Below are 24,712 nucleotides of genomic sequence, written 5' to 3'. Positions count from 1 at the left end.
AGTTTGGCGCGCCACTTTTCGAGACAGATTCTAAAGAGCTGGACCTTCGACTGGTTTGTGTTTTTGGATTGGATCGCTATCGATTTTCAGTGCTGAAAAGACGAAGCCTGATCAGTGGGCATATCAGGCTTCGTGGTGCTTCAGATCGCGCTACTTCGTTGTTCGCAGCCGGCTCAGCAACCCGATGCAGCGAGCTGCGCTCCGTCTTTGCCGACACCCGCAACGTTCTTCAGCTTTGCCTTCACGCATGCAGCCGTGACAGGGCTATAGCTGTAGCCCAGGGTCTTGGGGAACGCCTTGGTCGTTTTCCAGCTTTCCGCACTCTTCTGGTTGCCGCTGACTTTGCTCCACGTGATGCTGTACTTCGAGTTGTCGGCGGCGCTGGTCAGATTGTTGCTGCGCAGGTCCCAGTCGCCACAGCCACTTGTATCCAGGCAAATGACGGGGTCTTTTGCCTTTTCAAAGTAGTTTTTCTCGATGAGTGCATAGCCGCCCGCACGCACGGCGATGCCGGAAGTTGTGACATTGGAGTACAGGTTGTTGTACTCGTGCGTCCAGCCACCACGCTGGAGTGGCAGGCGTGCGTTCACGTTCTCATAGACATTGTGGTGATAGGTGATTTCACGACCACCTGCGATGTCCGTGTTGGCGGCGCCATCCAGCCCTACCTTCTTGTGATCGTGGAAGTAGTTGTACGAGACCGTGATGTTGTGGGAATCCTTCTTGATATCCAGGGCTCCCTCGAAAGTCAGGTCACCATCCGGTGAGCCCTTGCATTCGTGGTTGGAGCTGAAGAGTTCGTTATGGTCGATCCAGATGTTCGAGGAGCTGTCGATGCGGATGAGGTCGGCATCCTTGGCTGCACCGCCCAGTGCACCGAGCTTCATGTTGCGGATGATCACGTTCTTGGAGTCGATGATGGGGATGCCGAAGTTTCCGGATGAGCCCTTTGCGCCGATGATGGTGATGCCTTTTGTGAAGCCTTTGATCTCGACCGAGCGATACGCGTCGTCCCAGTGCGGTGCGGGGCATTTTCCGGAGGAGTCGGGCGTCGAGTCCTTGATGATCTTTGCGATGGCCGCGTCTTCGTTGCCTGTGTAGGTGATGATGAGGGGATAGGCGCCGCTTTTTACATCCTTGGTGGCGTCAGCGATGATCTTGTTGATCTCGGTGTGGCTTTTTGCGGTGAATGATTTCGCGCCAGAAACGTTACCGCCGTCCGTGGTAGCGAAGCCGCCCGTGTTGGCCGCGTAGGCGCTGGATGTCAGTGCAAGAATCGTCAATGCTGCAGTGGTTTTCAGTTTCATCGGGTGTCTCCTGGTTTTTTGAGTTTCAAGCAGAAATATGACTTGCTTGGGTGCCCTCTTGCGGTGTGTCTGGTGAAAGGAGGGGCGGTTCAATCCTAGCCCTGCGCCGAAGAAGTTGAATTCTGATTTTGTGTGCGGCACGAGTGATTTATGCGAGTGCATTGCAGCACTGTGAACTTGTGCATGGTCTGGATGCGTCGCGCGGGCAGCTACAGTGAAGCTGCTTGATCGGGAAGAGTTGATCGCAGGCCGACAGTCCCGATCTGCGCGTCAAAGAACAACGCCCATTGCCTGGAGGGCAATGGGCGTTGGTCATGCATCTTGCGAGCGCGTTGCGCTCGCAGGCATCACGGTGTCGGCGTCCAGCTGATGGAAGAGAACACGGCGCTGCGAGACGAGTAAGGCAGCACTTCGGTGGAGGTGAGTGTGCGTGCTGCCGCGGCACGGCCGGATGTGTCGAGGGCAGATCCATCCAGTGCAGTACTGCCATACTCGCGCCAGCCGCTTGTGGCCGTTGCAGTGGCGGGCGTTGGGGCAGGGCTCGTGAGCCATCCTGCTACGACGATGTGGCTGTCGATCTTGCTGTTGACGAACACGACATTGTCGTAAGTGCCATTGCCCGCGCTACGTGCAAGATAGCTCTTGGCAGAGGTGCCGGTGGCAACGGTGTTGCCCCCGGGGCCGACACCCTGCGTCAGGCTGCTGTTGAGGAAGACGAATCCGGCGTCTGTAGCGGCCGCAACACGGGCTTGCAGGATATAACCGCCCGAGGGTGTGCCGAGCGTCTGTGTGTCGCCCAGCATGCGGATCTCGCAGTTCTCGAACAAGGCGGCCTTCGCGCTGCCCCAGATGAAGTCAACGTTGCCGGCAACCAGCGAGTTGTAGAACCACACGTAGCCGTTGAGCTGAAGGGTGTCTTGCTCGCTCCAGAACTCGGCATTTTTGACGCTCAGGCGACCGGTTGGCGAATTGAAGTAGATGACTTCAGCCTGATCGCCTGCGCCGCTGCGCAGGTGGGTGTTCCTGAACGTCATCGTGTCGAGCACGAGTTCGTCTGATGCCTCGACGAGGAGGAGTGAGCGCCCGCCCCCAGCGTTGGCTACGCCCGCAACGCTGGCGCCGGATCCCGGGTTCAGACCGTCATAGTTGTTGAAGTTCACAACGGTTCCGCTGCGACTCTCGCCCTTGATGGTGAGCTTGTTCTTGTTGCGCAGGAACAGGGTTTCCGTGTAGTTGCCGTTCTTGACGGTGATGCTGGCAGGGGTGTCCTTGGCTACGTTTTTCATGACGTAGTTCAGCGCGCCTTGAATGCTGCGGAAATCTGCGGTGTTGCCATCGTCATCGACTGTCAGGTCTGTCAGCGACGTTGCCGGGGCAGAGCGTGTGGTGAAGCCCCAGCCAGCTGCTTTGCCCAGACCATTGAAGGCCTTGCCACCCAGGGTGGCGCCCGTGAGTACGCCATCTGCAATCGCGACATAGTAGGCCGTGCCATTGGCAAGCTTGCCCTGGTGCGGGCGTACGAACAGCTTGTTGCCACTCACCCAGGCCAAAGGCATCTTCAGGCCGCGATAGTTGCCGTCAGCTGCCGGGCCGATGGCGTCGCTTTCGTTGATGAGCTTGACCACGTCAACCAGGCTGTCGTCGCTCGTGCGGAAGATCCGGATCGACCCGTTCGAGGTCAGCGTCGGTGCGGCGTCGAAGTTCAGGCTGAACAGTTCGTCGGCATAGGCGCTGGAGGTGCCTGCACTCGGAACGGTCCGCGTCGACAAGTCGCCGTAGGTGGTGGATACCTGCACGAAGGCCGGGTTGATGGTGGCGGTGATGGTGCGCACCAGATCCGGCTTGGAGCCGCTGGTAACGGTGATTGTTGCGGTACCAGCTGTTTTGGGTGTGATCGACACAGTGGTGCCGCTGATGCTGACCGATGCGACAGATGGAGCGCTGGAAACCACGGTAAAGGAGTCGTCGGCGGCGGCGGAGGTCTTTGCCGTGACGGTGAAGGTATAGGGGGCGTCGCCCACCTCAGCGGTGTACGAGGTGGCGGACGGTGCCAGCGTCAGCTGAACCGGCTTCTGTGAGGGGTCGCCGATCTTGATGTCATCAATCAGGAACGAGCGATTGTTGGTGAAGATGCCGATCTTGCCTGCGGAGAAAGTCGAATCGGCCATGGGCGTGCTGTTGATCCGCTCACCCTCGAAGTAGACCGTGTGGTTGCCGCCGATCATCTCGAAGCGGACGGTGTACCACTGCCCGTCAGCACTGCCCTGAGTGCCCAGGACAATCGGTTTCTTGGCTGTCACGGGACGGCTGATGACCCCGGCTTTGTTGTAGCCGGCTTCGACCTGGGTGCTGGCCGTCGTGCTCTGGACGTTGAGCCCGCCGAGAAGCCAATTGTTGGCATCCTGGTAGCGCCCCAGCAGGAAGATCTGCTTGTTGGCGGTCGTGCTGTTGTTTTGCGGTTTGATGCGCGCTTCGACGAAGTAGTCACTCTTGCTGGCGATCGTCGCCCAGACCGAATCCTTCAGCAGGGCAACAACGCCGCCGGCCTTGCCGGCCGTGTATTGCAGCACCTTGTTGCCCGACACGCCGGGTTCGTCCACCACGGAGAAGCTGGAGCCTGTGCCGGCGGGGGTCAGGTCCCAGTTATCCGAGGTTCCTTTCTGGAAGTCGTCGCAGAACCAGTCTGACGTGGAGCAGCCCGAAAGCGTAGAGGCCGATGAGGATGAGGATGAGGCCGAGGACGATGGTGCGCTGCTTGCACTGCTGGCTGAGCTGCTGGTGACACTGGAGCTTGCGCTGGAGGAGGCCGGGGCGCCGGTACCGCTGCTGCCTCCGCCACCACCTCCACCTCCACCGCAGGCGGTGAGAAAGGCGAGCAGGAAAAGGATCGCGGCCCTCGCGGGCTGTCTGTCGAGAAATTGCATGGTCTCCTCCGGTGATGCTTGTTTTTCTGGTGCGGTGGCGTAAGGGTTGGTGTTCGCCACGCAGGAGGAGTCATTCAATCACTGCTCAAGTTGGGGCGCGAGGCACCTGAGGCTGAAAGCGAAATTTTGTCCGGCGCTTGTCAAAAACCTTAAGGCGATAGCCGAGCAAAGACCTTAAGGCGATAGCCGAGGATCGGTTATCGAGAGGGCAGGTTGTTCAGTTTGGCGGCGCTCACTGATCGGTTGAGCGCGCGCAATGCGCCCCACCCCAGTCGCGTTTCAGGTGTTTGGCGCGCTTCAATGTGCGCTCAGCGCTGCGAAGCGGCGTGGAGATTGATCTGGTACTCGCGAGGTGTGCAACCAATCTCGCGTTTGAACACGGCGTACATGTACTGCAGTGAGGTGAATCCGCATTTCACTGCTATATCACTGATGCTCAGCTTGCCTTCCGCGAGATGGTTGCAGGCAATCTCCAGTTTGAAGTGCAGTATTTCGTCATGCACGCTGTGCTTGAGTTCGCGCTTGAAGCTGGTTTCCAGCGTGGTGCGGGAAACGCCCACGTAGTCGGCAACCTGACCGGTCTTGATCCCCTGGGCTGCGTACTGACGGATGAAGTGGCGTGCGCGCATCACCAGTGGGCTGCTCAGCATGACGTGTTTGCTGGAGGCCTGGGCGTTGATGCCTTGCGGTGCGACCAGGTGGCGCTGCACAGGCAGGTGGCCCGTGCTCAATCGCCTGTGCAACAGGCTTGCGGCGGTGCGCCCCATCTCCCGTGTGCCCTGAATGACCGAACTGAGGGGAATGCGCGTGATTGCTTGCGTTAGCGGGTCATTGTCGATGCCGATGATGGCGACCTCTTCGGGGACCGCTATGCCCTCCTGCAGGCAGGCTTGCAGCACCTGGCGCGCTCTGGCATCCGTCACGGCGATGATGCCGATCGGGCGTGGCAGCACCTTGAGCCACGCGGCGATATCGCGCTGTGCTTCGCTCCAGCCGGAAGCACTCGTCGGCAGCCCGCGATGAACATGAGGGATGAGGCCTTCGCGTTGGGTGAGGGCTTCGAACGCGCGTTCACGCTCCAGTGCCCAGCGATTGCCGGGGTTGGGTGGAATGCTGTACAGCGCGAACTGTGTGAGCCCGGACTCAATCAGGTGGCGATAGGCCAGTTCAATCAGGGCGCGGTTGTCGGTGGCGACATAGGAGACATCGTCCGGATAGTCGCTTTCCTTGGCATACGACCCTCCTGTTGCGATGACGGGGCGTGCGTCGCCGCACAGTGCCGCAGCAACGTCAGGGTCATCGAAGTCTGCGATGAAGCCGTCGCCCTGCCACTGCGAGATGGTTTCGGGTCGGCAGCGGAAATCTTCTTCGAGGAAAAGGTCCCATGCCACACGCGTCGAGCTCAGGTACTCGCCAATACCTGCAATGATCTCGCGGTCGTACACCTTGTTTGCATTGAACAGGAGGGCGATGCGATGAATGACGGGTTGTTTGAGCACGAGGGTGGATTCCGGGAAAACTTCTGCTTAGTGCCTAAGTCCGTGCTTGTTGAGCCAGGCAGGGTAGTCCTTTTCGAGGAGCTGACGAGGCGCCTCGGAGAACCAGTTGTATTTTACCCGGCGTTCATAGCTGACTTCGCTGAATTCGCTGCGTGGAATGCTGTCGCGAGAGGTGAAGAGCGGCTTGCCTTGCAGGTCGTAGAAACGTGCCCAGAGCAACGGTGCCTGAGGGTCATTCTGCAGGACATAGTCGACGCCAAATTCCAGCGTGCGGTCGTCGCGCTTGACGCGACGCACTCCCTTCAGGCTCGAAGCTTCGAACCAGGCCATGGCGTCGCGAATGGCTTGCTTTACCGACGGGGAGGGCTGTTCGATGCTCATCAGGAAGCGCACCACGTTCACGCTCTCGTGGCCACTGATTGAGGGCAGTTCAAAGGCGCGGCCCATAGCCGGGGCCAGTGTCAGCTCATCGTACTGCGCACACCAGCCCGTCTTCTTGCCGGCGACAGTCAGTTGGGTTCGCAGGATCAGCGAGACGCCCTTTTCATAAGCCTGGGCGGCCCGCTGGCGCCGCGCGTCATCAACAAAGGCGTAGTCAGGCGTACGCTGGGCGATGTCCCGCAGCACTTCGAGAATGTTGGCGATGGCATCGTCGTTGAAGGTGATGCGCTTCTTGTAACCAATGGGGTCAGGCCAGAACTGCTGCCAGCCGCCGTTGTCGAGCTGGGCGGCCAGAATGTAGTCGAGCCCGCGTTCGAAGCTGCGCAGGAATGCCGGATCACGATGCACCACGTAGGCGCGGGCCAGCGCTGTCAGCTGTTTGGTGGTGGAGTCGTTGTCGATGGTCGACTTGCCCTTCACGCCCGTGAGCGCTGCGCGATTAACAGGCACCAGCATGTTGGTGCGCCGGTCGAGTTTGGGCCAGCCGCCGTCGTCGTTCTGGTAGGCGACGACGATTTCACCAAGCTTGCGCCCCTCGCCGCTGGCATAGAACGGAGCGGGCTGCTCGGTCATGTTTGCTTCGGTGATGCTGCCTCCGAGGGTCAGCCCCTCGGTCTTGCGATCCTTGGGGAGAATGAAGGTCGCGGCGAGGCGCTGACGCGCCTCATCCCAGCGCGAATAGGCGCCAAGGAGCGAGAAAACCTCTTCGAGTGGCACCCACATGCTGCCGTCGCGCCATTCGGGGGCAATTGAGAGAGTCGCGACGCGATCCTGCGCGCGCGCCCCCGTACTGTCTGCTGTCAGTGTGAGGGTGCGCCGGTCAAGCGTATAGGTCACGCTACGTGCACCGGTATCGCGGATAACCGTGCCGCCAAGCAAGGTGATGATGTCCTGGATCGGGGCGAACATCTTCTTGCCGGGCTTCAACTCGGGTTTGGTGTAAAGACCTTCTTCCAGCTCCTGATATCCGCTATCCAGCGAGAAGTTAGGTTCGCCCATGATCAGGGCGATCACGACAGGGACGCCATTTGCGAATGGGTCGGGGGAGGCCTGCTGCCCGTCGGGTTGGACGGGTGGGACCGTGCAGGCAGAAATCACAAACACTGCGAGGATAACGGCGAGCTTTTTCATTGATCTGTCTCCGGCAGAGCGTGGCGGAGCGCAGTATATGCAGGGCCTTTGTGCGCAGCCATGCTTGCCGCAGTGCGTCGCGAAAAATCATAAAGCCGCTTGCGCGAGACCGCGATTGGACAGTGTGTCGCGCGGGCATAAGCTCGCGGCCATTGTTGATTTTGCGGTTCCCGTTTGCATGGCCAACTATCTTGGCATTGATCTCGGTACGTCTTCCCTCAAGGCGCTCCTGTTGTCGGATCGGCATGAGGTGCTGGACGTCGCGGAGGTGCCGCTAGCCGTCTACACGCCACACACAGGCTGGTCGGAGCAGTCTGCTGAAGACTGGTGGGCAGCCTGCTGCGAGGCGCTGGATGCGCTCGCTTCCCGACAGGTTGCCGGCATGGCCGCAGTGCGCAGCATCGGGCTTTCGGGGCAGATGCATGGCGCGGTGCTGCTGGACGATGAGGACGTGGTGCTGCGACGGGCCATTCTCTGGAACGATGGCCGCAGCGCCGAGGATTGTGCGGTGTTGAGCCGTTGCCTGCCAGATCTGCCGCAGATAGCGGGCAATCTTGCCATGCCTGGCTTTACGGCACCCAAGCTGCTCTGGGTTGCTCGCGAAGAGCCGGCGATCTTTGCGCGTACGCGCAGCGTGTTGCTGCCCAAGGATTGGCTGCGGCTCAAGCTATGCGGCGAGAAAATCTCCGACATGTCGGATGCGGCCGGGACGTTGTGGCTGGACGTTGCGAAGCGCGATTGGTCGGACGAACTCCTCCAGGCCACGGGCATGCAACGCGCCCAGATGCCGCAGCTTGTGGAGGGGAGTGCCGTGGGCGGCATATTGCGTCCTGAGTTGGCTCATCGATGGGGGCTCCGCGAGCGCCTGCTCATGGCGGGCGGTGCCGGCGATAACGCCGCCAGCGCCGTGGGAATTGGCGCAGTGTCGCCCGGTGATGGGTTCGTTTCGCTGGGGACATCGGGCGTGCTGTTCGTTTGCACGCCGCAGTATCTGTCGGCACCACATTCAGCAGTGCATGCGTTCTGCCACGCTCTGCCCGGTGTATGGCACCAGATGGGCGTGATTCTCTCTGCGGCAAACTGTCTGCGCTGGGTGACAGGACTGCTCGGGCGCGACAGCGAGCGAGCGTTGCTCGACGAGGTTGCCATGCTGGACGACACCGCGCGTCAGCAGGCGCCGATTTTCCTGCCCTATCTGAATGGCGAGCGCACGCCGCACAACGATGCTGCGGCCAGTGGCGTGTTGTTCGGTCTGCGCAGCACTCACGCGCCTGCGGCCATCGGCTACGCCGTGATTGAAGGCGTTGCATTCGCGCTGCTGGATTGTCTGCAGGCGCTCACGAATAGCGGCACAGCTGTTGGCGCACTGGGTCTGGTTGGCGGCGGTGCACGGAGCGCTGAGTGGGCGCAGCTGCTCGCGGATGTGCTCGAGCGCGAGATCCACGTTTATGCCGACAGTGCGCATGCGGCAGCGGTCGGTGCGGCACGCCTCGCATGGCTGGCAGACGGCGGCAACACGCTGACCGTATGTCTCAAGCCAGACGTGTCAGCCCGTCTTGTGCCAAACCTTGAGAACACCGGCAGGTTGCGCGGGCGGCATGCGCGCTTTGCCCGCCTTTATGCCGCACTGAAAAATGAGTTTGATGTCGAGAATCGGAAATCATGATGAGTTCGTATTTTGCTGAAATCCCTCCCGTCCGCTTCGAGGGGCCCGAGTCCAAGAACCCCTTGGCGTTCCGGTGGTATGACAAAGATCGTGTCGTGCTGGGGCGTCGCATGGAAGACCACCTGCGGTTCGCTGTCTGCTATTGGCACAACTTTGTCTGGCCCGGTAACGACCCCTTCGGCGGTGCGACTTTCGAGCGCCCATGGTTCCAGGGGGGCGACCCGCTCGCGATGGCAAAGCACAAGGCGCGTGAGGCTTTCGATTTCTTCAGCCGCCTCGGCGTGCCTTACTACTGCTTCCATGACCGCGACGTGGCACCCGAGGGCGCAACGCCTCGCGAATCACTGGCTTTGTTCCAGGCCATGACTGACGAATTGGCTGCGCAGCAGGCGCGCACCGGCGTGAAACTCCTGTGGGGCACCGCCAATCTGTTCAGCCACCGCCGCTTCATGTCGGGTGCAGCAAGCAATCCAGACCCCGAAATTTTCGCGATGGCCGCTACCCAGGTGAAGGCCGCGATGGACGCTACGCTGGCTCTTGGCGGCGAAAACTACGTGCTGTGGGGTGGGCGTGAAGGGTACGAGACGCTCCTCAATACCGATGTGGGCCGCGAGATGGATCAACTCGGTCGCTTCCTCAACATGGTGGTGGACTACAAGCATCGTATCGGCTTCAAGGGAACCATCCTCATTGAACCGAAACCGCGCGAGCCTTCGCGTCACCAGTACGACTTCGATGTGGCGACGGTTTATGGCTTCCTCATGCGCTACGGCCTGGAAAGCGAAGTGAAGGTCAATATCGAAGCGAATCACGCGACCTTGTCCGGTCACAGCTTCGAGCACGAGATCGCCATGGCGCAGGCACTGGGCATTTTCGGCAGCATCGACATGAATCGTGGAGATCCGCTGCTGGGCTGGGACACCGACCAGTTCCCCAACAACATCGCTGACACGGCCATCGCTATGTATCACATCCTGCAGGGTGGGGGCTTCACGACGGGGGGGCTCAACTTCGACGCCAAGGTGCGTCGCCAGTCCATCGATGCGGCCGACCTGTTCCACGCACATATTGGCGGTATGGATGTCAGCGCGCGTGCCCTGCTGATTGCCGAACGCATGATTCAGGACGGCGCGATGAAGGCGGAGCTGGATACGCGTTATGCAGGCTGGGGTAGCGAACTCGGGATGGGCATTCTGGGCGGTACGCTGAAGCTGGAAGATCTCTCTGCGCGCGTGCTGACGCAGAATCGGGATGTGGCACCGGTGTCGGGGCGCCAGGAATTCCTCGAAAACCTTGCCAACCGTTATTGTTGATCTCCTTGCCACCTCACCTCGAAATCGACATGCCTCTGCTCCTCATCTTCGTGCTGTTGGCCGGCCTGCTGGCTGGCTGGTTCCTCGCGCGACGTCACTCGCCTGCCATGCAAGCCGCGGTCACACCTGCCCTGCCTGGGGTGGAGTGTGTGCCTTGGGCACGCGGCATCGAGGGGCAGCGCAAGGCCGACCTGGGTGATGGCCGGTACCTCAACCCGATCATGCCGGGCGACCATCCGGATCCTTCGATCCTCAAGGATGGTGATGACTACTACATGACCTTCTCGTCGTTCGATGCGTATCCCGGTCTGGTGATCTGGCATTCACGCGATCTGGTCAACTGGCAGCCGGTCACTGCTGCACTGAAGCAGCCCATCGGTTCGGTCTGGGCCCCCGAGCTGATCAAACATGAAGGCCGCTACTACCTCTACATCCCCACACGGCTCAAGGGAGAAGGACTTGGCGGGCGCGGCAGCATTCATGTGATCTGGGCCGATGACATTCGTGGCCCCTGGAGCGATCCGGTTGACCTTGGCAATCCGCGCATTGATCCCGGGCATGCGGTGGGTGAGGATGGCAAGCGTTACCTGTTCCTGTCTGGTGGGGGGCGCGTTCAACTGTCCGATGACGGTCTGTCCATCGTCGGCGAAATGGAGCATGTCTATGATGGTTGGGCCTACCCCGAGGAGTGGGATGTTGAAGCCTTTGCGCAAGAAGGCCCGAAGATCACGCGTCACGGCGAGTACTTCTACATGGTGCTGGCCGAGGGCGGTACAGCCGGGCCGGCGACGGGGCATATGGTTATCTGCGCACGCTCGCGCTCGATTCATGGCCCTTGGGAGAATGCACCGCACAACCCCATCCTGCGTACGCGGTCGTCCAGTGAAGCCTGGTGGTCGCGCGGACATGCCACGCTGGTAGAAGGACCTACCGGGGCCTGGTACATGGTCTACCACGCCTACGAGAAGGGCTACTACAACCTTGGCAGGCAGACCCTGCTGGAGCCCATCGAGTGGACCTCCGATGGCTGGTTCCGCGCCGTTGGCGGTGACGTGGCCCAACCGCTGCCCATGCCTGTTGTCGGTCGCGCCGTTCCGCATGGTCAGGCTTTGTCGGATGACTTCTCGACGGATCGAATGGGTGTGCAATGGGGCTTCTACGATCCACAGCCTGGCGCCGCGCGACATCGTTACGACAACGGGGCGCTGGTTATCGAAGGACGCGGCAGCAGCCCGGCCGACTGCTCACCGCTTACCTGTGTGACCGGGGACCGCGCCTATCGGTTCGAGGTTGAACTCGATATCGATGAGGGCGCACAGGGTGGGGTGCTGCTGTTCTACAGCAGGCGGCTCTACGTGGGTCTGGGGCTTAACGCAAACAACCTGGTGATGCACCGCTACGGCACCGAGCGCGTATTGGCGCGCCCGGCGCATCTCATCGGTCGTCGCGTTTTCATGCGAGTGAGCTTGCGCGATCACGTCGTAACAATCCATACAAGCAGCGACGGCCAGACCTGGCACAAGTTCGGCACCCAGATGGAGGTCTCGGGTTACCACCACAACGTCGCATTCGATTTTCTCAGCCTGCGCCCTGGTTTCTATGCCGCAGGGAGCGGCGAAGTACGGTTCCGCAATTTCAGATTTGAAGCGCTGCGCGATTGAGCGCGCTCGCAGTACAGCCAAAACAGGAGACATTGTCATGATCAGGAGATTGAGTGTGCGCTGCGTCGGCACGCTGTTCGCAATTGGGCTGGTGAGCGCGGCCAGCGCCGGTGAGGCGCCCGCTCTGGCGGCACAAGTGAAAGAAGGCAAGCTACCGCCTCTGGTGAAGCGCTTGCCCGAAAAGCCTGAAGTCATCACACCACTGCACAGCGTGGGTCAGTATGGCGGCACGCTGCGCAATGCCTTGCGCGGCAACGGTGATCACAACGCAATCTTGCGCGTGGTGGGCAATCAGGGCCTGGTGCGTTGGAATGTGGAAATGACCAAGATCGTGCCCAACATTGCCGAGCGCTGGACTACGAACGCGGACTCGTCGGAATACACGTTCTACCTGCGCAAAGGCATGCGCTGGTCAGATGGCACGCCGTTTACAGCCGATGACATCCTGTTCTACACGCAGGATCTGATGGTCAACAAGGAATTCATTACGGCACCACCGTCGCAGTTCCGCGTTAACGATAAGCCCATGCAGGTCGAGAAGATTGACGATTACACGGTGCGCTTCCGCTTTGCCGGGCCGTTCGTTCCATTTCTCGAGAACCTCGCACATCCGACAGGGCAGCAGCCGGTTTTCTATGCCAAGCACTATTGCAGCCAGTTCCACCCCAAGTACAACCCCAAAATTGACGAACTCCTGAAAGCCAACAACCAGCGTGATTGGGGGGCCTTGATGCGTCAGAAGTGTGGCGACATCGAAGTGCCGACGCGTTGGGGGAACACTGCGCGTCCGACCCTGGATCCTTGGGTGATTGTCGAGCCCTACGGCGGTTCTGCGAGCCGGGTGGTACTCAAACGCAACCCCTATTTCTGGCAGACCGATACCAAGGGCAACCAGCTTCCCTACATTGATGAGCTGCGGCTGCAAGTCATTTCTGAAGTTGAGACCATCGTGCTTGCAGCTATCAACGGTCAGTTGGATCTGCAGTTCCGCCACATCGGTGTGATCCAGAATCTGCCTGTGCTCAACGAAAACGCAGCCAAGGGCGGCTACAAGGTCTTGCAGATGGAGGACGCCAGTTCCAACGCAGCGGGTTTGTTCCTCAACCAGAGCACCAAGAATGAAAAGCTTCGCGCGATGGTTCGCAACAAGGACTTCCGCGTTGCCTTGTCCCTCGCAACAGATCGCAAAGAGATCAACGAAACCGTATTCCTCGGACAGTCATACCCCTGGCAGATCGGCCCCAAGAAAGGCAACCGCTTCTACAACGCCCAGCTTGCGACGCAGCACACCAAGCTTGACGTTGCTGCAGCAAACGCCTTGCTCGATAAGCTCGGTCTCTCCAAGCGTGACGCCGACGGGATCCGGTTGTATCCGCAAGGTGGCCGGGTGAGCATCGGCGCCATCGTGCAGGTCGCCAGCACCAGCTATGTCGATGTGCTCGAGCTGTTGCGCAAGCAATGGGCGCGGGTTGGTGTCGATCTGGTTATCCAGGGCGTTGAACGCTCGTTGTTCTATGATCGTTCCAATACGAACGACTACGATATGGCGATTTTTGTTGTTGGTGGCGGTCTCGACCCGCAGTTCGACAAGACCGGTGTGATGGTCTGGTCGATGGAGTCGCGGCAGAGTCTGCAGTGGTTCAAGTGGGCTGAGAGCGGCGGCAAGCAGGGTGAGGAACCCTCGCCGAGCATGAAGCGTCGTTTGCAGCTGAACGACCAGTGGAAGGTTGCGAAGTCCCCGGCCGAGGCAGATGAATTGCTCAAGCAGATTTTGCAGCTGGCCGCAGACGAGTTCGAAGTGATCGGTACCGTCGCCACCCCCAAGGTGCCGGGCATCGTCAGCAAGCGACTGGTCAACGTCTTTGACAGCATGCCCTGGGCCTGGCCCTACGCAACGCCGGCGGGTTCGCTGCCGCAGCAATACTACTTCCGCCGCTGAGCCCCGCCTCCGGTCGCGCAATATGGCAAAAGGCTCCACGCGCACACTGCGGTCTCACGAATTCCGTGACCCAGATACCGGTGTGCGCATTACCCGCCTGACGCCGCCGGAGGTGGTGTGCCACCGCACCTACTTCTACCAGAAGTGCTTTACGTCCGATGGCCGCTACCTGTTGTTCGGTGGCGGCTTCGACGGCCACTGGAACTGCTGGTTGCTTGACCTCGTCACCGCGCAGGCCACTCAGCTGACTGAAGGCGCAGGTGACAACGCCTTCGGCGCCTTCATTACACCTGACGAGCAAGCGGTTTGCTATGTGAAGGGCAATAGCGTGCTCTATCGGGTCGATCTCGCGACCTTGCAAGAGGACCCCGTTTTCCTTGTTCCCGAGGGCTGGAAAGGCGCAGGCACCTGGGTGCCCAACAGCGCGGGCACGCATCTGGCGGCCATGCTGCTGGCGCGGGAAGATATCGCGGCAGGCAAGGGCTGGGAACAGTTTCATCGCCAGCTCGCGCGCAATCCCCGCTGTCAGTTGTTGTCTGTCGATATGCAGACTGGCGCAGCACGCGTGGTGCTCGACCAGCGGCGCTGGATGGGACATCCCATGTATCGGCCTTTTGACGACGAAACCATGGCCTTTTGCCACGAAGGGCCGCACGATCTTGTCGATGCGCGCATGTGGCTCGTGAATTCGGATGGCAGCAAGCTGAGGTGCGTCAAGAAACAGGACGCAGGTGAGAGCTGCATGCACGAGTTCTGGGTGCCGGATGGTTCGCGCATGATGTACGTGAGCTATCGCCATGGTGAGCAGCAGCGCTGGATCTGCGAGGCCGACCCCGTCACGCTTGAGAATCGTCGCTTGATGGCCATGCCCCCGTGCTCGCACATCATGAGCAATCACGATGGCAGCTTGCTGGTGGGCGACGGCGCAGGTCATCTGGACGACATCGCGGACAAGGCCGCATTCCAGTTCGAGCCTGATCCTTGGCTTTATCTGTTCCAGCCGGAACGACAGCGTGTCACGCGCATTGCTGCGCATCGCACCAGCTGGCGCGAGATCCGTGGCAATCACCAGGTGACTCACCCACATCCTTCGTTTACGCCGGACGAGCGGCGCGTGCTCTATACCAGCGACTTTGAAGGGGAGCCTGCGCTATACCTTGCGGACGTGCCGCCCGATTCTTAGTCGGCGGGTGAAAACGACGCCAAGCCAATCGATCCGTGGATGCTGGAAGTTTTGCACGGTGACCTCGGCTTGGCTCTGATGCCGTGTCCTCTCGAGTTGGGAGCCGTCCGGGGCGTGAGTAACGCCTTGAGCCAGTCGGATCGGCGACTCAGTCTCGCTGCGGGCGGATTTCGGGCTGGGGGCTCGTGCCGAGGAGCGTGGTCAGCCGGCGTGCGGCGAAGAAGCCTGTGACGAGGCCGGCGAGGCCGGCAAGCAGGGACAGGCTGTCGCCGGCACCCCACGCGGTCGCGATGACGGTTCCGAGCAGGAAGCCCAGCGCCGGCGGAATGTACAGCGCCGCCGCAAGGCCGAGTGTCATGGCGGTGGGCATGCTGATCTCCACTTTGTCTCCCTGGCGCAGCTGGCTGAGCGTGAGGTCGTCGACGACCACGGCGCGCGTTGTGCCGACGCCGCACGACGATTTGCTGCGGCAGCTGCCGCAGCCGGACTGTTCGGCAATTGCGAGTTCGACGCTGTTGCCGACGATGCCGACGATGCGACCCTGAGTGGTGCTCATTCTCTGATCTCCCGGAAAGGATGTCGGGATCGCAGCAAACTGCGTGCCGAAGCCGATATGCGCGGCGTTCCGCGCTGCCGGTGCTGCGCGTACCTTGTTGCATTGTTTGTTTTGTCGCGATTGATGGTTGGATCTTGGCGCAATTGTCTGACGCTATGCCCTGTTTTGACGGGTATGACGCCAGTTGGGGCGAACATGCCTGCCTGTCGCTTTGCCAGCAGACGCCAGCGCCTCAGACACACTCTGGCGCCACCTTTTAAACGCCTGATTTCACGCCATCTTCCGCGTTCCGCCGGCTGGCATGCCCATTCGGTACGTTGTTTGCTAAGGAACCCCTGAGGAAAGGGTTGGCCTCATGCGGTACCCGGCGTCCGGACACCAAGAAGAACAGGGCAGTTCAAGGGTTCGCTTATCGTTACGCGGAGGGTCGCGTCATGCTGGCGAGTGGAATCGATTTGAACGCACGTGCGAATGTAGAGCTGGTTACGGTCTACGAGATCAGCAAGATCCTGAGCTCGTCTCTCGATCTGTCGAAAACCCTGCGCGAGGCGCTCAATGTTCTTGCGCATCATCTCGACTTCCGGCGCGGCATGATCGTGCTGGTGGAAGAGGATGGCGAAACACTGACCCTGCAGGCTGCGGTGGGGCTCTCTGCGGCCGAGTGGATGGGCGGGCGCTACCAGGCTGGTGAGGGCATCATCGGGCGCGTGTTCTCGTCCGGGACGCCGATGGTGATTCCGGACATTTCCAACGAGCCCCTGTTCCTGAACCGCACGGGATCGGTAGATGAGGCGCGTGGCGAGACCATCGGCTTCGTGGGTGTTCCCATCCGTGGCGGCAGCGAAACGCTTGGCGTGCTGTCGATTGATCGTGCCGCAGGTCTCAATGGTGGTTTTGGCAACGACGTGCGCCTGCTGTCGATGGTGGCCAACCTCGTTGGCCAATCGGTCGCGCTGCGCCGTGTCGTCAGCGACGAACACGAGCGCCTGCTCACCCAGTCCAAGCGTGTGCGGCGCGAGACCCGCACACGCTTCAAGCTGGACAACGTGGTGGGCAGCTCGCGGCGCATGCAGGAGGTGTTCGCAGAGGTGCACCAGGTTGCGCCATCGCGCTCCACCGTGCTGTTGCGTGGCGAGAGCGGCACGGGCAAGGAAGTCATTGCGCGCGCCATCCACGAACTGTCGACGCGCAAGGCGGGGCCTTTCATCAAACTCAACTGCGCAGCGCTATCAGAGTCCTTGCTGGAGTCGGAACTGTTCGGCCACGAGAAAGGCGCTTTCACCGGGGCCAGTGGTGATCGCAAGGGCCGCTTCGAACTGGCGGATGGCGGCACGCTGTTCCTTGATGAGATCGGCGACATCTCCCCGTCCTTCCAGACCAAGCTGTTGCGTGTGCTGCAGGAGCGCGAGTTCGAACGCGTCGGGGGTAGCAAGTCGATAAAGGTCGACGTACGTCTCGTTTGTGCGACCAACCGCAATCTGGAGAAGATGGTGGCGGCGGGCACCTTCCGTGCCGACCTGTACTTCCGCATCAACGTGGTCAGCATCTTCCTGCCCGCGCTGCGCGAGCGTCGTGACGACATTCCCGCATTGGCGCGCCATTTTCTTGAGCGCTTCAACCGTGAGAACGGTCGGCAGATGGTGCTGGATGCGGGCGGGGAACAGGTGATGTTGCAGTGCTACTGGCCAGGCAACGTGCGCGAACTGGAGAACTGTATCGAGCGCACCGCCACCATGGCACACCAGGACACCATCGGTCATGACGACTTCCCCTGCTCGGTCAATCGCTGTCTGACGCAGGTGCTGCACTTCATGAAGAAGGATGATGCCGTGTCGCCAGTGCTCAATCTGCCGTCTGCCGAGCCGGTGGCCCCACCGCCGGCCAGCGCGGCACCGCCGATGGAAGATACGCATGAGGTGGATGCAGACGTCACCGTCGCCGCGCCAGCACGGCAGTTCGGCTCGGACAAGCCGCACGGCGAGCGCGAACGTCTCATCTGGGCCATGGAGCAGTGTGGCTGGGTGCAGGCCAAGGCGGCCCGCCTGCTCAACATCACCCCGCGCCAGATGGGGTACGCGCTGCAGAAGTACAACATCGAGGTGCGGCGCTTCTGAAGTGCCCGGCTTGTCGACAACCCGACAGGTCGGCATGCGCCAGCGAAGCGACACCCGGCCCGCAATCTGGCGCGATCGCTGACGGGCCGTGCCACAGCGGGGTTCGCTGCACCTCTGGCATTCATCTTGCGCGAGGCCTGTCGTCACAACGAATGGCGACACATCATGAATGCACCGGTTACTCCGCAACTCGACTGGTCCGCTTACGACAGTTATGGCGCTGGCGATGCCTATGCGCAGTTGCCTTCTGCGGGCGGCGGCTTCGGCAAGGCTGCAGCGGTCTGCATCGGCAACCGCCAGTGTCAGCGCGAGGAAAAGGGCGTCATGTGCCCCAGCTACCGCGCGACCCAGAACGTGCAGCACTCCACCCACCATCGCGCTGCCACGCTCAAGGCTGCGCTGAACGGTGAGCTCGGCGTTCGGCCTTTTCTCAGCGATGCGCTGACGCAGGCCATGAACCTATGCGTCGGCTGCAAGGGCTGCAAGCGTGAGTGCCCCAATGGTACTGACATGGCCCTGCTGAAAAGCGAGAGCCTTGCGCAGCGCTGGTTGGCGCGTGGCAAGCCACCGCTGCGCGAACGTTTGCTGGCCGGCGTGCCGCGGCTGCTGCCCTGGCTCCGGCGCCTGGCCTGGCTGGTGTCGCTGCGCAACCGTGTTCCACTGCTGGCCAGCCTGGCAGAGCGCATTACGGGCATTTCGGCACGCCGCACGATTCCCGCCCCGGCGGCAAGCAGCTTCCTGGCGACACAGGAAGATGTCGTGTCGGGGCCCGAGGGCGGGCGCGAGGTTGCCCTGTTCGTCGACACCTTCAGCAACGAGCTGGAGCCGGCCAACGCACAGGCCGCACGGGAGCTGCTCGTGACGGCCGGTTACCGCGTTCATCTCGTGCGTGCTGCGAAGGGTGAGCGCCCGCTGTGTTGTGGGCGAACCTGGTTGTCTTCTGGTCTCATCGAAGCAGCCCGCACCGAGGCGCAGCGGGTGGTCGACGCGCTGTGGACCTTTGTGGAACGCGACATTCCGGTCGTCGGCCTGGAGGCCTCATGCCTGCTGATGTTGCGCGACGAGTATCACGCGCTGGGCCTCGGCGAACGCGTGCCGAGGATTGCCAAGGGGGCCTTTCTACTTGAGGAGTTTCTGGTGCGCGAACATGACGCAAAGCGATTGCAGCTGTGCTTTGCCGACGCGGCAGGTCGGCGTGTGGCCGTGCACGGACATTGCCACCAGAAGGCTTTCGGCGCCATGAAGGCCATGCGCAAGCTGCTCGGTCTGGTGCCCGGTCTGCAGGTGACATTCATCGAATCGAGCTGCTGTGGCATGGCGGGTGGTTTCGGTTTCGAGGCAGAGCACTACGATGTCTCCATGCGCATGGCCGAGCTATCGCTACTGCCCGCATTGCGCCACGAGCCGGCCGAGACCCGTGTGATCGCCAATGGCATGAGCTGCCGTCACCAGATCCGTGACGGGGCGCAGCGCGACAGCCAGCATGTCGTACGCCTGCTGCGCGATGCCCTGCAGGACGTCGGTTGAATGTCGCACAGCTGGCCGCCCGGTGAGTTCAGCACCTCGCGCCTGCTGCTGCGCAAGCCTCACCCGGCAGACGCCGAGGTGCAGTTCAGCCGACTCAGTGGTGATGCCGCTGTGACGCGTTACCTCGGCTGGTTGTGTCATGCGTCCATCACGCAAACACGTCAGCAGATCAGCCACGACCTGTTGCGCGCCGACCGTGGCGCCGCCTGGACCTGGGCTTTGCTTCAGCAAGGCAGTGCAGCGCACGATGTCGCTGGTTTCCTGCAACTGACAAGGCACGACCATGTGCTGCGTCTGGGCTATGCCCTGCGGCAATCGTGCTGGGGACAAGGCTTGATGGCGGAGGCTATAGCGGCCGTCTGTGAACGCGTGTTCGAACAAGCCTGGGCATGGCGTCTGGAGGCGCAGTGCGATGTTGACAACCACGCCTCCCGACGTCTGCTCGAAAAGCTGGGCTGGTGCTGCGAAGGCCGTTTGCGGCGCGGACTTGTGCATCCCAACGTATCATCCGAACCACGTGATGTCTGGCTGTACGCCCTGACGAGAGACTGATGAAACCCGATGCGCCGTCCTGCGCCCGTAACCGTGACGTGATCCTCGCCGTGCTCCGCGATCATCTGACGGGGCCATGCCATGTACTCGAGCTGGGCAGTGGTACCGGGCAGCACGCCATCCATTTCGCGGCGTTCTGCCGCAGCTTGTCTGGCAGTGTTCGGATGTGGCGGACAACCTGCCCGGCATTTCGGCCTGGTTGGCCCATGCAGCGTTGCCCAACACACCGGCTGCCTTGTTGCTGGATGTTGACGGAGTTTGGCCCACTCGGCAGCACGATGCGGTGTTCTCGGCCAACACACTCCACATCCTGTCCTGGCTGCAGGTTCAGCAATTCTTCGCGCAACTTCCGGGTGTGCTGCGACCCGAAGGGACGCTGATTGTCTACGGCCCGTTCAACTATGGCGGGCAGTTCACCAGCGAGAGCAACGCCGCTTTTGATCTGTGGTTGAAGGAACGCGGCATGCATCAGGGCATCCGCGATTTCGAGGCCGTGGATGCTTTGGCACGCGCTGCGGGGCTGGTGCTCGTCGAAGACTGCGAAATGCCCGCCAACAACCGTTGCCTGGTTTGGCGCATGCGCGGCTGACGCGCTCATCCAGGCTGATCCGGGTCGCCTTCTTCCTGCGCTTTGAGCTCGGCACGGATTTCGTCCATGTCCATGGCACGCAGCTGCGCGATGAGCTGCTCGAACGCACCTGCGGTCATGGCACCCGGCTCGCGGAAGACGATGATCTGCTCGCGGATCACCATCAGGGTCGGGATCGAGCGTATGCCGAAGGCACTTGCGAGCCCCTGCTCGGCATCGGTGTCCACCTTTGCGAAGAGGATGTCCGGGTGCCGTTCCGCAGCGGCTCCGAAGATCGGGGCAAAGTTCTTGCATGGCCCACACCAGCTGGCCCAGAAATCGATGATCACCAAGGGGTGATTGTCGACGGTGTTCCTGAATGTTTCCTCGGTGAGCGGAATGGTGGCCATATCGATTTCCTGTTGTGGGGGCGTTCATTCAATGTCTGCGAGTCGTACATGAGCGGCGCCCTCTACGCCGCTGGCCTGCTCGCCAACTTCTTCGATGCCGGCTGGTCCGTGCAGATCCTGATGGGCGACATGGATCGCGCCCAGTACTTCGCTTCGCGTCTCACGCGTCGCGAAATCAAGAAGCATCTGCGCATCATGATTGATACGGTCAGCCTGCTGCCCGTCGACGTCCGGGAGCAGATGCCCGCCATCAATTGGCAGGCCTGGCGTGAGCTTGGCGCGGCATTGCCGTGCCTGTCACGCGCGCAGAAAGACACCGTGTGGTACGCGCTGGAGACGCTGGTGCCCATCACTGGCTATCACCTGCGGCAGTACAGGGCGAAGTTGCCAGACCTGTTCGCCTTCCGCATGTGACGCCTGACGGCGCTCACCATTCGTTCTTTACGCCCCAGGGCATCGCGCCATCCACGAGAGACGCTTTGATACCGCGCTTCTCGATGTCTTCCAGAGACTTGTAGAAAGTCGCTTCGTGCATGAGGGTGCCGTTCTCGGTGTACAGCGCGACGTATTTCGCAACGGGGTCGACGTCGACGACGAAGCCGCCGCCCGCGTCTTCTGTGCGTCGTGCCTTGCCGTTCCAGTCGATGAAGAAGCCGGGGATGACTGCCATGGTGCTCTCCTGATGGGTTTCTGAAGTGTCTGTGTGAGGCGGTTCGCAACTTGCTTTGCAAGAAAGACACCAGTGCTTGCAGCACGCGGCAATGCGGGCGATGGCCTGGTGTGGGCACAAGTGCGCGTGCGGGCTTGTCGCAAACCCTTCAAACCGTGTTGCAGCAGTCGAGGTTGAATATGAATGCAATTGCCAGTCGTGTCGTGAGTGCGCAGGTCATCGAAACGGCGCGCGCCATTACCCTGTTCGGTTTTGATGCTGAAGACCGTTGCGTGCTGGCCTGCCAGGGCCTCATTGAAGAAGCGCCGGCCAGCCTGCAGCGCTACGTGGCTTCGGTTATTGAAGGCTGGTGCGACGAAGGCTGCGAGACTGACCCGACGCGCGCTGCCGCGCTCTACGACCTGCTGACGGGCAGCGAGGATAGTTGGGAGGTGATCGCCGAGCACGACGGCGAAAAGCTCTTCCTGTTTGAGGAAGACATGAGCCGCGCGAGTCGTCGCTTCGCTGGTGTGGGCTACGTGCTGGGTCTGCTGCACCTCAAACCTGAGGGCAACTGGTTCGAGCAACTCGGCGAAGGCAGCATCTGGCAATACACCTTTCGCGACCCCATCGCCGCCGAAGAATGGCGCGACGAGCTGGTTCAGGACTGCGAGATCCACTCGGTGGCCAACCTGCTGGAGAAGGGCTGCGTGCTGCGCGGGGAGTGAGGTGCAGGGGGGCGATTTCCCCTCTCCCGCCCCTGACGGGGCACCCTCCCCCATAGGGGGAGGGAACGGCTTGCCGTGTTGCGGGCTCGGAAAAAGCAGGGTGGAGACGCGCGAACAAACCGCACGCTCGGCCGTCATTCCCGCGAAGGCGGGAATCCAGTGACTTTTCGAACGCCGCTGGATTCCCGCCTTTGCGGGAATGACGGCATCCAGGGAGGACGCCGGCCGCGGTTACGCGGCGCGCAGGCGACTATCAAGCCGGATTCTCCAGCACCGCCACCGCCTTCACCGTCACGTTGTTCTTCGTCGCATCGGTGTAGGGCGACACCTTCAGCGCGCGTTCGACCAGCGAGTCGGCCGTACCCTGATCGATGCCGTGCAGGATGGCGGCGAAGTTGATCGAGAAGCGGTAGGCCTCTTCGAAGTTCTTGAACAGCGACACCTCGGCTTCGACCATGCAGCCTTTCACGGGCAGGTGGTCGCTGCGGATGATGTGACGCAGCGAGTTCTCGAAGCACGCGGCATAGGCCGCCGCAAAGAGTTGTTCGGGGTTGGCGCCGGGCTTGGTGCCGCCCATTTCGGCGGGCTGGGCGAGGTCGAGCTTGAGCAGGCCATCTTCGCTCTGCACGCGGCCGTTGCGGCCGCCCTGGGTGAAGACGCGGGTTTTGTAGATCAGATCCATGGTGATTCTCCGGGCTGGCGATGAAAATCCCTTGCACACCGTGACGAGAGCAGGGGAAAGGGGGCGGGCAACATCTTGTGGAGCCTCAGCTTGAGCAGCTGACCGTCAGGCCGTCGGCCCAGTCCGGCGGGGGAGAGGACCAGGCTTCGTTGTCAGGCTGTTCGTCAAAGGGATGACGAAGGCATTCAAGCAGGCGCGTCACCAATGCAAAGTCACCCGTGCCGGCGGCGCGGATCGCGGCTTCGGCTATCCAGTTGCGCAGCACGTATTTCGGGTTGCAGGCCAGCATGGCAGCTTGCCGTGTGGCGTCGTCACGACCCTCACGTGCGAGCCGCGTGCGCCAGGCCAGCAGCCAGGCGTGGCCCTCGTCGCGGTCGCTGAACTGCTCGCGCAGTGGTGCGTCGCTGACGACACGCTCTTCGCGCGAGGCCTGTGCCGGCAGATGGCTCAGGGCGCGGAAGAAGCAGGTAAGGTCCAGCCGCTGGCGTTGCAGCAGGCCGAAAGTCTCGCCGACGAAATCGGCGTCACCGGGCAGCACTTGCGCGAGCCCCAGGCGCGCGTTGGCGGCCTGCTGGAAGCAGCGCTCGTAATGCGGCCAGTAGCTGTGCTCGATCAGCTCGCGAATGTGATCCGGGTGCCCGATCAGGCTTTGCAGCGCGTCACCGAGTGCCAGCAGGTTCCAGTGGCACACGCGCGGCTGCATCCGCCAGGCATAGCGGCCGTGCGTGTCGGAGTGGTTGCAGATGTGGTTCGGGTCGAAGGCTTCCATGAAGCCGAAGGGGCCGTAGTCGAGCGTGAGACCCAGAATGCTCATGTTGTCGGTGTTGAGCACGCCGTGCATGAAGCCCAGCACCTGCCAGCGCGCCACCATCTCGGCAGTGCGCTCGCAGACGTCGACGAGCAGTGCGGCATAGGGCTTGTCGCGTTCGCGCAAGGCGGGGCGGAAGTTGTCGATCACGTAATCGGCCAGCACGCGCAGTTCGTGATTGCGGTCGAGTGCCGACCAGTGCTCGAAGGAGCCGAAACGCACGAAGCTCGGCGCCAGCCGCGTGACCACCGCAGCCGTCTCGACCTTCTCGCGGATCACCGGCAGATTGCTGCCGATAAGACTCAGCGCGCGCGTGGTCGGCACGCCCAGCGCATGCATGGCTTCCGAGCAGAGGAATTCGCGCACGGATGAGCGCAGCACGGCGCGACCATCCGAGAAACGCGAATAAGGCGTCGGCCCTGCGCCCTTGAGCTGCAGTTCGATCGGGCCGGCAGGCGTCTGCACCGCCCCCAGCAGATGCGCGCGACCGTCACCCAGCTGGCCCGACCACATGCCGAACTGGTGGCCCGAATACACCGCAGCCAGCGGCTCACTGCCGGGCAGCGCACGGTTGCCTGCGAAGTAGTCGGTGAAACGCGGATGCGACGCGGCCTCCGGGTCGAGCGAAAGCAGCGATGCCGCGTCGGGACTCACGGCAATGGGGTAGGGGTCGGGGATACCTGTCGGCGGCAGTCGCGTGTAGAACGCAGCGGGCAGTCGCGCGAAATGGTTGTCGAAGGGCAGGGCTTCGAGCGGATGCGCGTTCTTCAGGTCGGGCAAGTGCGGGGCATTCATGTCGGAGCAAACCTTTGAGCTGGCCTTCTGGCGGGCTTTGATGCAGCACCAGAGGTAAACGCAAGGATCGCGCCTTGGCTTGCCAGCCGCGTCGCGATGCGCTTTTGCGCGGATTTGCACAGACGCAGCCCGCGTGATGTGTGTGGATTGCGACAAAGTCGACGCGGCGTCGTTGCTGATGCCGTACGCAAGTCGGGGACGACACGCAGGACAGGTGGGTTTCCTCCTTCTGCAAAAAAGGTAGAGGACGGAATCGGCT

19 protein-coding genes and 1 pseudogene are annotated in these 24,712 nt (G+C 61.7%); 11 read left to right on the top strand and 9 right to left on the bottom strand.

The window, feature by feature from the left end:
• Positions 1 to 173 precede the first annotated feature (173 nt).
• From ABEA02_RS19065 to pelA, 4 genes are all read right to left on the bottom strand, one after another.
• Complete coding sequence (locus ABEA02_RS19065; RefSeq protein WP_345534691.1) at positions 174 to 1,307, bottom strand: pectate lyase family protein; 1,134 nt, start codon at positions 1,305 to 1,307, stop codon at positions 174 to 176.
• Between the two features lie 347 nt (positions 1,308 to 1,654).
• Entirely contained in the window at positions 1,655 to 4,231 is a 2,577-nt protein-coding gene (locus ABEA02_RS19060) for a pectinesterase family protein (protein WP_345534690.1), read from the bottom strand.
• A 308-nt stretch (positions 4,232 to 4,539) separates the two neighbouring features.
• Positions 4,540 to 5,730, bottom strand: coding sequence for a XylR family transcriptional regulator (locus ABEA02_RS19055; protein ID WP_345534689.1), 1,191 nt, complete (start codon positions 5,728 to 5,730; stop codon positions 4,540 to 4,542).
• Between the two features lie 27 nt (positions 5,731 to 5,757).
• Entirely contained in the window at positions 5,758 to 7,185 is a 1,428-nt protein-coding gene (gene pelA / locus ABEA02_RS19050; RefSeq protein WP_345534688.1) for a pectate lyase, read from the bottom strand.
• Positions 7,186 to 7,480: 295 nt separating this feature from the next.
• On the opposite strand from pelA, the gene xylB reads away from it, so the two are divergent.
• The 5 genes from xylB to ABEA02_RS19025 are packed head-to-tail and all read left to right on the top strand — an operon-like array spanning position 7,481 to position 15,064.
• Positions 7,481 to 8,968: a xylulokinase gene (gene xylB, locus ABEA02_RS19045; RefSeq protein WP_345534687.1), complete on the top strand. Its 1,488-nt coding sequence runs from the start codon at positions 7,481 to 7,483 to the stop codon at positions 8,966 to 8,968.
• A complete protein-coding gene (xylA, locus tag ABEA02_RS19040) occupies positions 8,968 to 10,281 on the top strand; it encodes a xylose isomerase (RefSeq protein WP_345534686.1) in 1,314 nt (437 codons plus the stop codon). The genes xylB and xylA overlap by 1 nt, the downstream gene beginning before the upstream one ends.
• 29 nt (positions 10,282 to 10,310) lie before the next feature.
• Positions 10,311 to 11,942 carry a family 43 glycosylhydrolase gene (locus ABEA02_RS19035; RefSeq protein WP_345534685.1) on the top strand — a complete coding sequence of 544 codons (1,632 nt, stop codon included), beginning with the start codon at positions 10,311 to 10,313 and terminating at the stop codon, positions 11,940 to 11,942.
• A 37-nt stretch (positions 11,943 to 11,979) separates the two neighbouring features.
• On the top strand, positions 11,980 to 13,881 hold the full coding sequence (locus tag ABEA02_RS19030; RefSeq protein ID WP_345534684.1) for an ABC transporter substrate-binding protein: 1,902 nt from the start codon (positions 11,980 to 11,982) through the stop codon (positions 13,879 to 13,881).
• A gap of 22 nt (positions 13,882 to 13,903) precedes the next feature.
• Positions 13,904 to 15,064 (top strand): oligogalacturonate lyase family protein, encoded by a 1,161-nt coding sequence (locus tag ABEA02_RS19025; RefSeq protein ID WP_345534683.1) that lies wholly within the window; start codon positions 13,904 to 13,906, stop codon positions 15,062 to 15,064.
• Between the two features lie 148 nt (positions 15,065 to 15,212).
• Here ABEA02_RS19025 and ABEA02_RS19020 read toward each other — a convergent pair whose 3' ends face one another.
• Entirely contained in the window at positions 15,213 to 15,620 is a 408-nt protein-coding gene (locus ABEA02_RS19020; RefSeq protein WP_345534682.1) for a SoxR reducing system RseC family protein, read from the bottom strand.
• Between the two features lie 434 nt (positions 15,621 to 16,054).
• On the opposite strand from ABEA02_RS19020, the gene nifA reads away from it, so the two are divergent.
• The 4 genes and pseudogenes from nifA to ABEA02_RS18995 all read left to right on the top strand — a co-directional run bounded on the left by nifA (position 16,055) and on the right by ABEA02_RS18995 (position 20,402).
• On the top strand, positions 16,055 to 17,734 hold the full coding sequence (gene nifA / locus ABEA02_RS19015; protein ID WP_345534681.1) for a nif-specific transcriptional activator NifA: 1,680 nt from the start codon (positions 16,055 to 16,057) through the stop codon (positions 17,732 to 17,734).
• A 165-nt stretch (positions 17,735 to 17,899) separates the two neighbouring features.
• A complete protein-coding gene (locus ABEA02_RS19010; RefSeq protein ID WP_345534680.1) occupies positions 17,900 to 19,261 on the top strand; it encodes a (Fe-S)-binding protein in 1,362 nt (453 codons plus the stop codon).
• Positions 19,262 to 19,813 carry a GNAT family N-acetyltransferase gene (locus tag ABEA02_RS19005; protein ID WP_345534679.1) on the top strand — a complete coding sequence of 184 codons (552 nt, stop codon included), beginning with the start codon at positions 19,262 to 19,264 and terminating at the stop codon, positions 19,811 to 19,813.
• Positions 19,813 to 20,402, top strand: a pseudogene (locus ABEA02_RS18995) (DUF938 domain-containing protein). Before ABEA02_RS19005 ends, ABEA02_RS18995 begins: the two are co-directional and overlap by 1 nt.
• 5 nt (positions 20,403 to 20,407) lie before the next feature.
• On the opposite strand, the gene trxA reads toward ABEA02_RS18995, so the two are convergent.
• The gene (trxA, locus tag ABEA02_RS18990; protein WP_345534677.1) at positions 20,408 to 20,791 is read right to left on the bottom strand and encodes a thioredoxin; all 384 of its coding nucleotides are present in this window, start codon (positions 20,789 to 20,791) and stop codon (positions 20,408 to 20,410) included.
• Between the two features lie 48 nt (positions 20,792 to 20,839).
• Here trxA and ABEA02_RS18985 point away from each other — a divergent pair, with 48 nt between their 5' ends.
• Positions 20,840 to 21,205: a hypothetical protein gene (locus tag ABEA02_RS18985; protein WP_345534676.1), complete on the top strand. Its 366-nt coding sequence runs from the start codon at positions 20,840 to 20,842 to the stop codon at positions 21,203 to 21,205.
• Between the two features lie 13 nt (positions 21,206 to 21,218).
• Here the strand turns inward: ABEA02_RS18985 and ABEA02_RS18980 are convergent, their stop codons facing one another.
• A complete protein-coding gene (locus tag ABEA02_RS18980) occupies positions 21,219 to 21,461 on the bottom strand; it encodes a hypothetical protein (protein ID WP_345534675.1) in 243 nt (80 codons plus the stop codon).
• Between the two features lie 173 nt (positions 21,462 to 21,634).
• Between ABEA02_RS18980 and ABEA02_RS18975 the strand changes: the two genes are divergently transcribed.
• Complete coding sequence (locus ABEA02_RS18975; RefSeq protein ID WP_345534674.1) at positions 21,635 to 22,168, top strand: hypothetical protein; 534 nt, start codon at positions 21,635 to 21,637, stop codon at positions 22,166 to 22,168.
• Between the two features lie 253 nt (positions 22,169 to 22,421).
• On the opposite strand, the gene ABEA02_RS18970 is transcribed toward ABEA02_RS18975, so the two are convergent.
• Together ABEA02_RS18970 and ABEA02_RS18965 are read right to left on the bottom strand one after the other, a co-directional pair.
• Entirely contained in the window at positions 22,422 to 22,850 is a 429-nt protein-coding gene (locus ABEA02_RS18970) for an Ohr family peroxiredoxin (RefSeq protein WP_345534673.1), read from the bottom strand.
• A gap of 85 nt (positions 22,851 to 22,935) precedes the next feature.
• Complete coding sequence (locus ABEA02_RS18965) at positions 22,936 to 24,453, bottom strand: protein adenylyltransferase SelO (RefSeq protein WP_345534672.1); 1,518 nt, start codon at positions 24,451 to 24,453, stop codon at positions 22,936 to 22,938.
• Between the last annotated feature and the right edge of the window lie 259 nt (positions 24,454 to 24,712).

Source organism: Viridibacterium curvum, assembly GCF_039544165.1.
In the GTDB taxonomy this organism is placed as follows: Bacteria; Pseudomonadota; Gammaproteobacteria; order Burkholderiales; family Rhodocyclaceae; genus Viridibacterium; species Viridibacterium curvum.
Note: the sequence above shows the minus strand (reverse complement) of the source record. Positions and strands in the feature narration are given on the sequence as shown.